16 protein-coding genes are annotated in these 12689 nt (G+C 60.5%); 9 read left to right on the top strand and 7 right to left on the bottom strand.

The genetic code is table 11. The features are described 5' to 3' along the window. Positions 1–3: 3 nt before the first annotated feature. The 5 genes from ACZ2HM_RS18505 (at position 4) to ACZ2HM_RS18485 (ending at position 3664) form a co-directional block, all read left to right on the top strand. On the top strand, positions 4–1581 hold the full coding sequence (locus ACZ2HM_RS18505) for a GMC family oxidoreductase (RefSeq protein WP_037474518.1): 1578 nt from the start codon (positions 4–6) through the stop codon (positions 1579–1581). A gap of 12 nt (positions 1582–1593) precedes the next feature. Further along, positions 1594–1995 (top strand): DUF2147 domain-containing protein, encoded by a 402-nt coding sequence (locus ACZ2HM_RS18500; RefSeq protein WP_004207001.1) that lies wholly within the window; start codon positions 1594–1596, stop codon positions 1993–1995. Between the two features lie 429 nt (positions 1996–2424). After that, positions 2425–3012: a recombinase family protein gene (locus ACZ2HM_RS18495; RefSeq protein ID WP_037474513.1), complete on the top strand. Its 588-nt coding sequence runs from the start codon at positions 2425–2427 to the stop codon at positions 3010–3012. A gap of 36 nt (positions 3013–3048) precedes the next feature. After that, positions 3049–3348 carry a BrnT family toxin gene (locus tag ACZ2HM_RS18490; RefSeq protein WP_228221671.1) on the top strand — a complete coding sequence of 100 codons (300 nt, stop codon included), beginning with the start codon at positions 3049–3051 and terminating at the stop codon, positions 3346–3348. Continuing rightward, positions 3329–3664 carry a BrnA antitoxin family protein gene (locus ACZ2HM_RS18485; RefSeq protein ID WP_004206995.1) on the top strand — a complete coding sequence of 112 codons (336 nt, stop codon included), beginning with the start codon at positions 3329–3331 and terminating at the stop codon, positions 3662–3664. The genes ACZ2HM_RS18490 and ACZ2HM_RS18485 overlap by 20 nt, the downstream gene beginning before the upstream one ends. 62 nt (positions 3665–3726) lie before the next feature. On the opposite strand, the gene ACZ2HM_RS18480 is transcribed toward ACZ2HM_RS18485, so the two are convergent. From ACZ2HM_RS18480 to ACZ2HM_RS18450, 7 genes are all read right to left on the bottom strand, one after another. Beyond that, entirely contained in the window at positions 3727–4260 is a 534-nt protein-coding gene (locus ACZ2HM_RS18480; protein ID WP_081912838.1) for an SMI1/KNR4 family protein, read from the bottom strand. Between the two features lie 111 nt (positions 4261–4371). Further along, positions 4372–4806, bottom strand: a complete 435-nt coding sequence (locus tag ACZ2HM_RS18475) for an MFS transporter (RefSeq protein ID WP_025290603.1) — start codon at positions 4804–4806, stop codon at positions 4372–4374. A 20-nt stretch (positions 4807–4826) separates the two neighbouring features. After that, positions 4827–5144, bottom strand: a complete 318-nt coding sequence (locus ACZ2HM_RS18470; protein ID WP_231958566.1) for an MFS transporter — start codon at positions 5142–5144, stop codon at positions 4827–4829. A 46-nt stretch (positions 5145–5190) separates the two neighbouring features. Next, on the bottom strand, positions 5191–5529 hold the full coding sequence (locus tag ACZ2HM_RS18465; protein ID WP_017503244.1) for a hypothetical protein: 339 nt from the start codon (positions 5527–5529) through the stop codon (positions 5191–5193). A 124-nt stretch (positions 5530–5653) separates the two neighbouring features. Continuing rightward, entirely contained in the window at positions 5654–7021 is a 1368-nt protein-coding gene (locus tag ACZ2HM_RS18460; protein ID WP_037472601.1) for a Dyp-type peroxidase, read from the bottom strand. 3 nt (positions 7022–7024) lie between these two features. Beyond that, positions 7025–7636: a hypothetical protein gene (locus ACZ2HM_RS18455; RefSeq protein WP_004207013.1), complete on the bottom strand. Its 612-nt coding sequence runs from the start codon at positions 7634–7636 to the stop codon at positions 7025–7027. Positions 7637–7676: 40 nt separating this feature from the next. Beyond that, positions 7677–8765 (bottom strand): catalase family protein, encoded by a 1089-nt coding sequence (locus ACZ2HM_RS18450; protein WP_066764021.1) that lies wholly within the window; start codon positions 8763–8765, stop codon positions 7677–7679. 121 nt (positions 8766–8886) lie between these two features. Between ACZ2HM_RS18450 and ACZ2HM_RS18445 the strand changes: the two genes are divergently transcribed. The 4 genes from ACZ2HM_RS18445 to ACZ2HM_RS18430 are packed head-to-tail and all read left to right on the top strand — an operon-like array spanning position 8887 to position 12649. Beyond that, on the top strand, positions 8887–9501 hold the full coding sequence (locus ACZ2HM_RS18445) for a TetR/AcrR family transcriptional regulator (RefSeq protein WP_037474329.1): 615 nt from the start codon (positions 8887–8889) through the stop codon (positions 9499–9501). Beyond that, positions 9498–9995: an acyl-CoA thioesterase gene (locus ACZ2HM_RS18440; RefSeq protein ID WP_081912824.1), complete on the top strand. Its 498-nt coding sequence runs from the start codon at positions 9498–9500 to the stop codon at positions 9993–9995. Before ACZ2HM_RS18445 ends, ACZ2HM_RS18440 begins: the two co-directional genes overlap by 4 nt. Next, positions 9992–10855, top strand: a complete 864-nt coding sequence (locus tag ACZ2HM_RS18435) for a 3-hydroxyacyl-CoA dehydrogenase (protein WP_043152852.1) — start codon at positions 9992–9994, stop codon at positions 10853–10855. Before ACZ2HM_RS18440 ends, ACZ2HM_RS18435 begins: the two co-directional genes overlap by 4 nt. A gap of 27 nt (positions 10856–10882) precedes the next feature. Beyond that, positions 10883–12649 carry an oleate hydratase gene (locus tag ACZ2HM_RS18430; protein WP_313921858.1) on the top strand — a complete coding sequence of 589 codons (1767 nt, stop codon included), beginning with the start codon at positions 10883–10885 and terminating at the stop codon, positions 12647–12649. Positions 12650–12689 lie beyond the last annotated feature (40 nt).

The raw sequence follows: 12689 nt of genomic DNA, 5'->3' as shown, positions 1-12689 counted from the left end.
TCCATGTACGACTATATCATCATTGGCGGCGGCTCGGCCGGCTGCGTCATGGCCAACCGCCTTTCTGCTGATTCGGATAAAGCTGTCTGCCTCATCGAGGCGGGGCCGCGCGATCGCAATCCCTTCATTCACATGCCGCTTGGCGTCGGCGTCATTGCCCGCACGGGATGGGTGAACTGGAACTGTGAGACCGAAGTCGAGCCTCACCTTAACAACCGGCGGCTCTATTGGCCGCGCGGCAAGACGCTGGGTGGCAGCAGCTCGATCAATGCAATGGTCTACATTCGCGGCGATCGGGCGGACTATGAGGGCTGGGGGGCGGCCGCCGGAGCTGACTGGGACTGGCCGCGCATGCGCGAGCTTTTTATCGCGCTCGAAAACAATCAGGCTATCCACGACGAGCATCATGGCAATGCCGGGCCACTTTGCGTCTCCAATCTTGGGCGAGTGAACCCACTTACGGAAGACTTCGTCGAAGCTGGGGTGGAACTGCACTACCCGCGAAATCCCGACTTCAATGGCGTGAGCCAGGAAGGCTTTGGTGTCTATCAGGTGACCCAGAAAGACGGGCAACGGTTCAGCACGGCGCGAGCGTTTCTCGATCCGGCTCGCTCGCGCAAGAATCTCGCCATCGAAACGAACGGCCTCGTCGAACGGATACTGTTCAAGGACCGTCGCGCCATCGGGGTCCGCGTCGGCGGCCGGGACCTGCTGCTGCGCCCCGGTGGAGAGGTGATCCTTTCGGCTGGCGCGGTCAATTCGCCGCAGATTCTGATGCTGTCGGGCGTCGGCCCGGCGAGCGAACTCAGGCAGCATGGCATAGAGATCGTTCTGGATGCGCCCGAAGTCGGAGCCAATCTCGCCGATCACCTCGACTATACGGCTGTGGCAACCACGGCCGATCGCGAAGGATTTGGGGTGGCGCCCAGTTTCCTGCCTCGTGCGATACGCGGCGCATGGAGCTATTTCCTTCATCATGAAGGCGAATTGACGTCAAATGCCTCGGAGGGCGGCGCTTTCCTCAAATCCGACGCCGGCCGGGAGCGGCCCAATCTTCAATTCCATTTCCTGCCGGCGATCCTGCGTGACCATGGCCGCAAGACAGCCTTCGGCTACGGAATGACCGTGCATGTCTGCGACCTTCTACCGAAGAGCCGCGGCAGGATCGGGCTCAAGATCGCCGATCCCACGGCTCATCCGCGCATAGAGGGCAATTATCTCAGTCATCCCGATGATGTGGGCGTCTTGCTGAATGGCGCGAAGCTAGCCCGCAAGCTCCTTCATGCGCCGGCGCTCGCCCGTCACTTGCGCGAGGAGGTGCGACCGGGACCCGCGGTCCAGACCGACGAGGCTCTGATCGACGACATCCGCGCGCGCGCTGAAACAATCTATCATCCGGTAGGAACATGCCGCATGGGCAGTGACTCGGCATCCGTGGTCGATCCGGCAGCCCGTGTACGTGGCATTGACGGTTTGCGCGTGGTCGATGCATCGATCATGCCGTCGATCGTGTCGGGCAACACTAACGCGCCTACCATGGCGATCGCGGAAAATGTCGCGCAAATGATGATCCGGCCTTGAGGAAGAATGGCGATGAGGTTCAGTTTCGTATTGGCAGCCATGCTGCTACTTGCAGCATCTGCGTCCGTCGAGGCACAGCGCGCTTCTTTCGGAGTGTGGAAGAATCCGCAGGACAGCGTACATGTGCGAGCCCAGCCGTGCGGAAGCAGAATGTGCGGGGTCGTGGTCTGGGCAAGTGACAAAGCCAAGGCGGATGCGCGGCGCGGCGGGACAAACGATCTGGTAGGTCTGATCCTGTTTCGCGATTTTGTTCCTGAAAAGAAGGGCGTGTGGCGCGGCAGTGTTTTTGTACCCGACATCGGCCAAACCTTCTCTGGAACAATCACCACGCTCGACGATCGGCGGATGGAGGGAAAGGGGTGCCTGACAGGGCGGATCATGTGCAAATCGCAGATATGGACGAAAGTGAACTGAAATCCGTCCAATCATCGTCTGACCGAGAGCGGCAAGCCAAGGATTTTAATAAGACACATCAAAAGCTTCTACGATAAATTGAAGAGGCGCGGAGCAGGAAGCGGGCATGGCGACAGCGATGTGTGCAGCCGCCACGGGATCAATTCGGCGACGGGCATGCGACTTGGTCAGCGTAAGCAGGCGGATAATCCGTTATTGATCGTCGCGGCCAGAAGACGGTCCGCTGCGGCAGCGGCTGCACGAACAGATTAACCTAATGGAAATCACACGATAAGCGCCCCGCCTGATGCGCCCGACGACCCATTCCGCCGCTAGCAGGCATCCCCCCGGAAATTCCAGCAATCTACGCACGCCCAAAATCCGTAGCGTCCGATAAACTCTGCCGGAAAGGAGGACTGTCCCACAACAAGCTATCAGGGGTTTTCCGACATGCTTATAGGCTACATGCGCGTCTCTTCCACAGATGACCGGCAATCGGTCGATCTTCAGCGCGATGCGCTGATCGCAGCCGGCGTCGATAGCCGGCATCTCTATTCCGACAAGGCATCCGGCGCTCGCGAGGACCGGGCGAGCCTGCGGGCCTGCCTCGAATATCTCGCAGCCGGCGATACGCTGGTCGTGTGGAAACTGGATCGGCTCGGCCGCTCCCTGCCGCATTTGCTGTCGATCCTGACCGATCTCAGGGAGCGTGACGTGTCATTCCGGTCATTGACCGAGCAGATGGACACGGGAACGCCGCATGGCGAGCTGCTGTTTTCGCTGTTCGGCGCGCTGGCCCAGTATGAACGGGCATTGACGCGCGAGCGCATCATGGCAGGCCTTGCGGCCGCCAGACGGCGCGGGCGCTGCGGTGGCCGCCCGCGAACGATCGATGCGGAAAAGCTCGATCAGATCACCGCCGCCCTTGCCGGTGGCGCTAGCAAGTCGTCGATCAGCCGCACGTTCAACGTGCCCCGATCGACCCTCGCAGATACGCTCGCGCGGGCCGGATGGCTCAAACCGCCGCGCCTTGCGTAACGACAAAAACATAATTATATTTCCGTAATGCCATCCATGCGCTTCTCCTGGCACCCGGCCAAAGCCGAGAGCAATCTGAAGAAGCACGGCGTCAGCTTTGCGATCGCTACTCGTGCGTTCACAGATCCTTTCGCGCTGAGCGATCAGGATCGGATCGAAGGTGGCGAGCGACGATGGCAAACCTTGGGCCTCGTGGAAGGGCATCTGCTCCTCCTCGTGGCCCACACTGTCGTCGAGCAAGACGATGACGGCGAGTATGTAGAGATCATTCATATCATTTCGGCTCGAAAGGCCGATCGAACGGAAAGGCGACGTTATGAAGAAGAAAGACGCTGATACCGTCCGTTTCCAACTCGATCCGGACAATCTGCCGCCGTTGACCGAAGCGCAACAGGCCGAACTGGATGCCCTGCAGGCGATGCCGGATAGCGGGATCGACTATAGCGACTCTCCGGCGCTGACAGAGGATTTCTGGCGGAACGGGCAGCGTGGGCGCTTCTATAAGCCCATCAAGCAGCAGGTGACGGCACGCCTTGATGCTGATGTGCTCGCCTGGCTCAAATCGCAGGGTAAGGGCTACCAAGCCCGCATGAACGCCATACTTCGCCGTGAGATGCTGGCGACCGCCAGAAGGCAGGAAAAGCCACGTTAATTTAGATAGTTAGGCTATCGGTTATCGTATGGTTTCCGTCAGCGCCGAACCGTAACCTCTAGCTACTCCTCTTCTATCCCCATCGCTTTCAAGTCCAATCCCAATTCCTTTAAACTGGGCAGGGGAGGAGGATCGAAGGCTACCAGTGCATCGATAAAGTCATGAAAGCTGTCGTATACGGGGGTTATCGCCCTAGAAGGCAGAGCTTCATCGTGCAGCCATACGGATATCTTTCCATCAATTCTGTCAATTAACAGCATATTACCCAGACCGATTTCCGCAAAAACCACAGATGTTTTTGGAATCTGCATGGATAATTGTTCGTTTATGCGAATTATTCCTAAGCTTCCGTCAACAGGGCCATATATAACTGAAACGCCAATTCTTCCTGAATCATCGGAATAGGCGCATTTTTCCGCAGGAAATTCAACATCCTTATTGAAAACTATCGCTGATCCGAATTCAATAAATAAATCACGAAGCTCAGACGGCAGCAATATTCTTAATGAACTCTCTATCTGGTCTAATTCGATCAAAGAATCTCCCGGCATGTGGAGTGATTCTGCATCGAATGATGGATCAAACTGAAAGGTCATATATTTTCTGCCTTACATCGTTAGGGCGTCGCTATCGTGTCCGTTCCGCACCGCGCCTCAATCACGCCACCTGATTGGTATAGCCGTTAGCGGAGGGGCACGACAATCAGGTCAATCTTGGCGCGTCGATGCTTTGATTGGTGCTGCGCTCCATCTACGATTGAATATCCGCCATCCGACTAAGCCCGCGACAACGCCCAGCAGGCCGCCCACGAGATAGGCGGTTGGCGCATCATTCGGCACAAAAAAGAAGCCGCCAGCAACATAGCCGCCGATTACGGCGGTGCGTGTCACCGCACCATAGATCGCGGCGACCTTGCCATGATCGGCGGGCGGGCATTCCGACTGGAACAAGGTTCGGACAGCGACGTTGTGGATGCTGTTTGCGCCGCCGCCTAGGATGAAGGCGACGGCAACGATTGCCAGCCCGATCGGCGCAAGGCCGATCCACAGCATGGTCGCGCCCATGACAGCGGCCGTGCCGAACGCCGCCAGTCCGACCCTATGGCCAATAACCCTTTCGGCCAGCCCAGCGCCGATCAACATCCCAACCGCCCATAGTGCCGTCAGCATTCCAAACGCGGTCGGCCCGCTCCCAGCGTCACCATCACGAGAAACACGAAAGCAACGTCGGCTATGGCGGTCGCAAACACTTCGAGGCTGAGCGCACCCGTAACCACCATCAACCGTCGATTGCGGAGCAGCGGCAGGTAGTCCGCGAACAGGGTCTCTTCCTCCTGATCGTCCCGTTGTGGCTTGCGGCGAAGCCTGCTCGCCATCACGACGAGGGCCAAAAGGGCAAAACTGGCGGCATCGGCTAAAAGCGCATTGCGCGATCCGATCCATCCCACCAGTACGCCCCCAGCGACTGGACCAGCGAGCATTCCAAGGCTGCGAACCATTTCCATAAGGGAATTGGCGAGTGCGAGGTCATTCCAAGCCGCTCGCCAGCACTGGAATCAACGCGAATGTTGCGGCGCTGCTGATCGTGAACAGCACGCTCAACAGCGCGGCCCCGGCGAGCGTGAACATGGGATAATAGGCGATAAATGCTATCACGCCCGCTTGCAGAACTGACACCATGACCAGAATGCGGGCCGCCTCCCGGCGGTCGATCAAGCGGCCCGCCCAGGGTGCGGCGATCAGACCGGGTAGCAGCTCCGCGGTCAGCAGCGTCGGCACCGCATAGCCGGATGCGTTCTCGGCAGTGCGGAACATCAACGTCAGCAACGTGATTTCATCGCCGGTCGTCGAAATCGTAAGCGCCACAAGGACCAACCATCCCCAGCCTTGCCGAAACTCAACTCCCACTCACTTAACCTTCCGCACAGCCCCGCACTTTCCGGGTCACTCTGCACACTTCAAATCTCAACCGACAATCAGGTGAATAGCTTTAGCGTCGTTCTGCCAACCACTTAAGCGCCGATAGGCTTGGCATGAACAGATATTCGCCTCCCTTCATGACATTGAAGGTCTGCACACCGTCGATGCGCTTGCGCGCAGGCGCCTGCGGGATCGTGAACCGGCCGTCCTCCTCATGCAGACCAACGATTGGATCGCGCTCCTCGCCGAGGTCGACGAAATTGCCGCGGTTGATCCATTCCTGCTGCATGAACTCGATCGTGTCGTAAGCGCGCGCGCTTATGAAGATGAAGAACAGGCCGCGATCGCCTTTGGCATCGTCTTTCGGCGCCACATCCTCGGAATAAACCGGCCCGAAAGTCGAGGAACGGCGGATGATGCGGTGAATGTTGACGTCGGTGAGCAGTGTCAGCTCGGAATCGCGGGGATTGAGCCGGCGCATATGACAGCCGAGCGGCACGACGCGGCCTTTGGGGTCGTCCTTGAAATTGAAGTCGTTGTTGCGCTGCGGATCGGCGCCGAGGTCCGGGTCGTCATGATCCGGCGACAACGTCAGTGGAGCGCCTGACCGCCAGCGACCGAACATCTTGGCGGCAAGACGTTCGCGGTCCTCCGCCGTCTCGCCATGGGCCTTGAGGAAGGCGTTGAAGCAGCCGACCCGGCTGTTGTACTTGCGCAGGACGACGAAGGTGCCGTTCTTTCCCAGCGCCGCAGGTTCAGGCATGCCGAGCGGCTGGCCGTTCTCGCTCTCGTATCCAAGGATGAACTCGCCCGCCTTGATCGCGCGTTCCTCGCCGGGCAGCGGATCGACGCCGCTGCCTTCGACGGCGGGCTGGGAGATCGAATCCCGGAAGCCGAACGGGTTTTTCGCGCCGTCCGGCGCGCCGAAGCGATGCTCGCCGATCAAGGTGACGCCGCTGCTCTGGTCGAGTTCGGTTCGCGCGGTCGCCAGCGCCTTGTCGAGCGCCGCATCGTCGACCGCGTAGATGGTCAGCGCGAGATGGCAGTTGCCCGGCTTGAACACGTCCTCCCAGTTTTCCGGCGCGTTGGGTCCTAAGTCGCGGAGCTGCTCCGAGCGCGCCGCCATGCCCTGCTGAAAGGGGAGCGGGAATGTCTTGAGCTGCGCTTCAGGAACGCCGAGCGCCTTTAGTCCCTCGAAGCTGAGTGCAGCGCCTATCCAGAAATCGAGATCCTCGTTCCAGTTGTCGGCGGATGCGATATGGGGCGCGAGCCGGCCCAGCAAAGCGCGCGCGCCCTCGGCCTCGTCGAAATGGAGCATCGCATGGATGCCGACATAGGGCTCCGGCCGGCTTCGCAGGATCAGCGCCTGGATATCGTGCAGGTCGAGCGTAACGCTGTCCCTCGAGAAGCGCTCTTTCAGCTTTTGAAGGATCGTCATCGCTCAGCCCACCTTGTCCAGGAATTCGTTGACGGCATGTTCCATCCGCTGAAGCCGACGCACGTCGACGACCGTGACCTGCGGGTTGGCGACGAACCATCCGGCGGCGGTGATCTGATGTTCGGCGATGAAATCCTTGACCTTCGGGCTCGCGATGCCCGGCCAGCCTTCGACCGAGGCGAAGAGCAAATCCATCAGGTCAGGGATCTTGGTGGCGAAGTCGTTGATATAGGTGTCCCAGTCGCCGTCATAGGCGGTGGCGAACAGGATGCGGGTGTCGTTGTCGAAGAAGACGAACCGCATGTTGTGCAGGGTGCCGACCTTCTGCGCCCCGTCGAAATTGCCGTTCACGAGTCCGAAGATGCGTTTCAGCCGGTCCGCGCCGCCCGGCTTGAGGTTGGCGATGGCGGTGAGCTCGGAGACATTGCCGGACTGCGCGCCGACGCGACCGGCCGAGCCGGCCGTGCCCTTGAGGTCGGGATTGTGCTTCGTCACCATCTGCTCGAGCGCGAGCTTGGCGAGCTGCGGCGCGTCGCCGGCCACTTCCTCGATCCGCCGCCGGATGGCCTGAAGGCGGGTTTCGTCGATCTGCGGGTTTTCTTCGGTCTCGGCCATGACTGGCCTCCTTTCGTGATTTCGTGTGTCGATCGGTGCGTCAGTCCGGGATGGCGTCGATGTTTGTCGGCTCGACACGCGGCTGCGCGTTCATCTCATGGCGGTAGCGGGTGGATCGCTCATAGGCGGCGATGCGCACCCGCATGATCGATCCGAGCGGCTGGTGCTCGCGGATACCGTGCCAGGGATTGAACGACAGCACGTCATCGCCATAGACCCGCCGCGCCGGCGAATAGGCGTCCTGCGGCGGGATGCGCAGCGTGGCGATCGGCTGGTGTGGCGACAGCTCTTCGGGCCAGAGCACCGCCGCGTCCTCGACAGGCATCTTGTCGAGATCAGCGCAAAGTTGGGCGCGCAGTTGATACTCAGCACCCTGGTCGCGGAAATGCTCGACAACCAGATCGCGCATCGTGGAATCCTCCACTGTGCCGACGTCCTTGCCGGTGAGCGCGCGGACATTGTCGGAAAGCGGCGCGGCGCTGATCTTGGCGATGTGATCGCCAAAGCGGATCGCCGCCATCGAGTGATAGGTCTCGCCGAGCAGATGGTCGTTGTCGCGCGCGAGCCCGCGCAGCGTCGCGCCGGGCTCGACGCCGACCGCTTCGACCGCGGCTTCCACGCCACGCGCCACCCCGGCCATGGCGCGTTGGAGGAAGGCGGGGTTCTGCGCATTCTTCTCCAGAAGGCCAATGAGCTGGCGATATTTGCCGATCGTGCCGAAGCTCAAGACCGGTATGTTGACCAGCAGGAAATCCTGATTGCGGCCCTGGTCGTCGGGCAGAAGCCGCTCTCCCTCCACGCCGATGACCTTGATCGCCATGCCGCGTGGGGCGGGGATGGTGTCCGAGTGGATATCTCCGGGCGCTGATGAGAGGCGGATCACCACGGAATAGGTGGCCGGGCGAGCGAAAAGCCCCTGGCGCAGATGCTCCGGCAGTTCCGGGACGACGAGTTCGCCCTTCAGGAACCCGTGGCTCTTGGCATGGGCGTCGCGCACCGCATGCCGATGGCGCTCGAACGCCTTGCGGTTGGTGCTCGCCATGATTTCGAGGATTTCGGCGGTGAGCCGCTCCTCGTCTTCGCCGAGCACTTCGACGCTGGTGGAGTAGGGGATATAGGTCTCAGCCAAGGGCGATCCTTCGAACCGGATTTTCGTTGCATTCGAGATATCAGGTGATATCTGGTTTTACGGTGAACGCCGACATGGGTAAAAGGTTTCCATGCCGTGCTGAATTGGAGGTCGATCGCTCATGCGCCTCACGCGAGAGGAAACGCAGCGCCAGACGCGGGATAAGCTGCTCGCCGCAGCACATTCGTCCATTGTGGAAGAAGGGGTGGCAGCCATGTCGATCCGCAACATCTGTAGTGCAGCGGGTCATTCGCAGGGGGCCTTCTATTCGAATTTTGCAAGCAAGGACGATCTGCTGGTCGAGATTCTGCAGGCTCATATCCAGGACGAGGTCGTGCTTCTGCGCGATCTGGTCGCCCACTGCTCCGGCGATGATATCGAGGCGACTCTGCAAGTGCTTGCGGCGCGGCTGGCTAAGCTGGCTGACGAACAGCATTGGTCGCTGCTTTCGATCGAATTGCAGCTTCATGCGCGGCGGGACCCCGCGTTCGCTGAACGGCATCGCGAAGGAAAGGCCGCCTGCCACCATTTGTTCGGAGAACTTGTGGCGGATCTGACGCGGCGCTTTGCGCTTCGGCCTGCCTTGCCGCCGCTGCAGACCGGGATCGGCCTCTATGCACTGTGGATGGGACTGGCGGTCCAGGGCGATGTCGAAGGCGCTATTCCCCGAGAGCAAATGCTTGTCGGCTTCTTTCGCGCGATGGCAGGCCTCGATGCGCCATCCACCCGGTCATGAGCCTTCCTGGCGAAGGACGCCGCAGGATCGGCTGCGATGCTTCAGGCGTGCCCTTGGCTGGAAAAGTGGACGAACGTCGGCGCTTCCATATCCGTTTCCAGGCAACCGAAGAAGACATCGATGAACTCGGCCATGTCAACAATGCGGTCTGGGTGACCTGGATTCAGGATGTGTCGGTGGCGCACTGGCTGACAGCCGCGCGTCCGAGGGATGCCGACACCTATGTTGCTATGGTGCTCAGGCACGAGGTCGATTACCGCGGCAATATCCGGGCGGGCGAAGAGACCTTTGCCATAACCTGGGTCGAAGGGAAGCCGCGCGGAGCGAGATACGCCCGGCGCGTCGAGTTCAAAGACAGTAACGGTCAGACGCTCGTCGCGGCCCTGTCGCAATGGGTGCTCATCGAGAAAGCTACCGGCAAGCTGGTTCGCGTGCCCGCCGAAGTCGCTGCGCCGTTTCTCTATGAAACCCGACGCAAGGAAGAGAATGAATGAGCGACATCCTGAAAGTGACGGTGCTAGGCACCGGTGTCCTCGGCAGCCAGATCGCCTTCCAGGCCGCCTATAGTGGCTTTGACGTTACCGCTTATGAGATCAGCGACGAAGCACTCGACCAGGCGAGGCATCGGTTCGAAACGCTTGTAGAAACCTACGTGAAAGAGGTGACGGGTGCGGCTGACGGCAAGGCAGCCGAAGCTTCGAGACGCATCACGCTCACCGCCGATCTTGGGGCTGCGGTTGCGAATGCCGATCTGGTCATCGAAGCGGTTCCGGAAGTGCTCGAGATCAAGCAGGCGCTCTACGAGAAGCTGGCGGCGCTCGCGCCTGACAGAACGATCTTCGCCACCAATAGCTCGACTTTGCTGCCGAGCGACCTCAAAGCCTTCACCGGCCGCCCGGACCGTTTCCTGGCGCTGCACTTCGCCAACAGCATCTGGAAGTTCAACACTGCCGAGGTGATGGGTACGGACGACACCGATCCGGCCGTGTTCGATACCCTGATCGCCTTCTCCTCCGCGATCGGCATGGTGCCGATCCCGGTGCGCAAGGAAAAAGCGGGCTACGTCCTCAACTCCCTGCTGGTGCCGTTCCTGAACGCGGCCACCGATCTGGCTGCCGGCGGCTATGCCGAGCCGGAAGATGTCGACAAGGTCTGGCGGATCGCCACCGGCGCGCCGATGGGGCCGTTCCAGATCTACGACATCATCGGATTGAACACCCCCTACAACATCCTGTCGCACGGTGATGAGCACGCACAGTCGCTCGCCGCGTGGCTGAAGGAAAACTACATCGACAAGGGCAAGCTCGGCATCGCGTCGGGCGAAGGCTTCTACAGCTACAAGCCCGCCGACTGATCCCAACAAGAAAAACAGGAGTTTGCCATGCATTATAGCAGTGGAAACTATGAAGCCTTTGTCCGTCCACGCAAGCCGGAAGGCGCCGACAAAAAGACGGCGTGGTTCGTCGGCTCGGGCCTCGCGGGGCTCGCCGGCGCCGCCTTCCTGATCCGCGACGGCGGCGTTTCGGGCGACCGCATCACCATATTGGAAGAGCTGGAAATCCCCGGCGGCGCGCTCGATGGTCTGGACGTGCCCGAAAAGGGCTTCGTCATTCGCGGCGGCCGCGAGATGGAGGAGCATTTCGAGTGCCTGTGGGACCTCTATCGCTCGATCCCCTCGCTGGAGATCGAGGATGCCAGCGTGCTCGACGAGTTCTACCGGCTCAACAAGGACGATCCCAACTTTTCGCTGCAGCGAACGACGCAGAACCAGGGTCAGGACGTGCCCGACAAGGCGCTGCTAACGCTCAACGACAAGGCGCAGAAGGATCTCCTCTCGGTCTTCCTTGCGACGCGGGAGGAGATGGAGAACAAGCGCATCAACGAGGTCTTCGGCGAGGACTTCCTCAAGAGCAATTTCTGGCTCTACTGGCGCACCATGTTCGCCTTCGAGGAATGGCATTCCGCGCTGGAGATGAAGCTCTACCTGCACCGCTTCATCCATCACATCGGCAGTCTCGCCGACTTTTCCTCGCTCAAGTTCAATCGCTACAACCAGTATGAATCGATGGTCCTGCCGCTGGTGAAGTGGCTGACCGATCACGGGGTTAAATTCCGCTACGGCGTCGAGGTCACCGATGTCGATTTCGACATCCAGCCCGGCTCCAAGCAGGCGACGCGCATCCACTGGAAGGAGCGCGGCGTCGAAGGCGGCATTGATCTCGGGCCCGACGATCTCGTCTTCGTTACCATCGGCTCGCTGACCGAGAATTCCGACAATGGCGACCACAGGACACCGGCGAAGCTCAACGAAGGACCGGCGCCGGCCTGGGACCTGTGGCGGCGGATCGCGGCGAAGGATCCGGCCTTCGGCCGCCCGGACGTATTCGGCGCCCATATCCCGGAGACGAAATGGGCCTCCGCGTCGATCACTGCCCTCGACGCCCGCATTCCGGCCTATGTCGAGAAGATCACGAAGCGGAACCCCTTTACCGGCAAGATCGTCTCCGCCGGTATCGTCACCGTGAAGGATTCCGCATGGCTGCTGAGCTGGACGGTCCATCGCCAGCCGCATTTCAAGAAGCAGCCCAAAGATCAGATGATCGCCTGGTTCTACGCGCTCTTCGTCGACAAGCCCGGTGATTTCGTGAAGAAGCCGATGCAGGAATGCACCGGCGAGGAGATCACCCAGGAATGGCTCTATCACCTCGGCGTGCCGGTCGAGGACATTCCGCAACTCGCAGCCTCCGGCGCGAGCACCGTTCCCACGATGATGCCCTATATCACCGCCTTCTTCATGCCGCGCCAGGCGGGCGACCGGCCGGACGTGGTGCCGGAGGGCGCGGTCAACTTCGCCTTCATCGGCCAGTTCGCGGAATCGAAACAGCGGGACTGCATCTTCACCACGGAATATTCGGTGAGAACCCCGATGGAGGCCGTCTACACGCTGATGAATGTCGAGCGCGGCGTGCCCGAGGTCTTCAACTCGACCTATGATATCCGTACACTTCTTGCTGCGATCGGTCCGCTGCGGGACGGCAAGGGCATCGATCTTCCCGGGCCGGCCTTCCTGCGCAAGCTGCTGATGAAGAAGCTCGAAGGCACCGAGATCGCCAAGCTGCTCGAAGAGTTCCATCTGATCGAGGAGTGAACAAAGACCGGAAGGCACGCGCGGCGTGTGAAAGGTGATG

Source organism: Sphingobium sp. KKT206, assembly GCF_055640555.1.
The sequence above is the reverse complement of the archived record's forward strand: the minus strand, read 5'-3'. Positions and strand labels throughout refer to the sequence as shown.

Bases quoted from the DNA above. Each gene is read 5' to 3' on its own strand.
- ACZ2HM_RS18505 (WP_037474518.1), top strand. From the start codon at position 4: ATGTACGACTATATCATCATTGGCGGCGGCTCGGCCGGCTGCGTCATG.
- ACZ2HM_RS18500 (WP_004207001.1), top strand. From the start codon at position 1,594: ATGAGGTTCAGTTTCGTATTGGCAGCCATGCTGCTACTTGCAGCATCT.
- ACZ2HM_RS18495 (WP_037474513.1), top strand. From the start codon at position 2,425: ATGCTTATAGGCTACATGCGCGTCTCTTCCACAGATGACCGGCAATCG.
- ACZ2HM_RS18490 (WP_228221671.1), top strand. From the start codon at position 3,049: ATGCGCTTCTCCTGGCACCCGGCCAAAGCCGAGAGCAATCTGAAGAAG.
- ACZ2HM_RS18485 (WP_004206995.1), top strand. From the start codon at position 3,329: ATGAAGAAGAAAGACGCTGATACCGTCCGTTTCCAACTCGATCCGGAC.
- ACZ2HM_RS18480 (WP_081912838.1), bottom strand. From the start codon at position 4,260: ATGACCTTTCAGTTTGATCCATCATTCGATGCAGAATCACTCCACATG.
- ACZ2HM_RS18475 (WP_025290603.1), bottom strand. From the start codon at position 4,806: ATGTTGATCGGCGCTGGGCTGGCCGAAAGGGTTATTGGCCATAGGGTC.
- ACZ2HM_RS18470 (WP_231958566.1), bottom strand. From the start codon at position 5,144: ATGCTCGCTGGTCCAGTCGCTGGGGGCGTACTGGTGGGATGGATCGGA.
- ACZ2HM_RS18460 (WP_037472601.1), bottom strand. From the start codon at position 7,021: ATGACGATCCTTCAAAAGCTGAAAGAGCGCTTCTCGAGGGACAGCGTT.
- ACZ2HM_RS18455 (WP_004207013.1), bottom strand. From the start codon at position 7,636: ATGGCCGAGACCGAAGAAAACCCGCAGATCGACGAAACCCGCCTTCAG.
- ACZ2HM_RS18445 (WP_037474329.1), top strand. From the start codon at position 8,887: ATGCGCCTCACGCGAGAGGAAACGCAGCGCCAGACGCGGGATAAGCTG.
- ACZ2HM_RS18440 (WP_081912824.1), top strand. From the start codon at position 9,498: ATGAGCCTTCCTGGCGAAGGACGCCGCAGGATCGGCTGCGATGCTTCA.
- ACZ2HM_RS18435 (WP_043152852.1), top strand. From the start codon at position 9,992: ATGAGCGACATCCTGAAAGTGACGGTGCTAGGCACCGGTGTCCTCGGC.
- ACZ2HM_RS18430 (WP_313921858.1), top strand. From the start codon at position 10,883: ATGCATTATAGCAGTGGAAACTATGAAGCCTTTGTCCGTCCACGCAAG.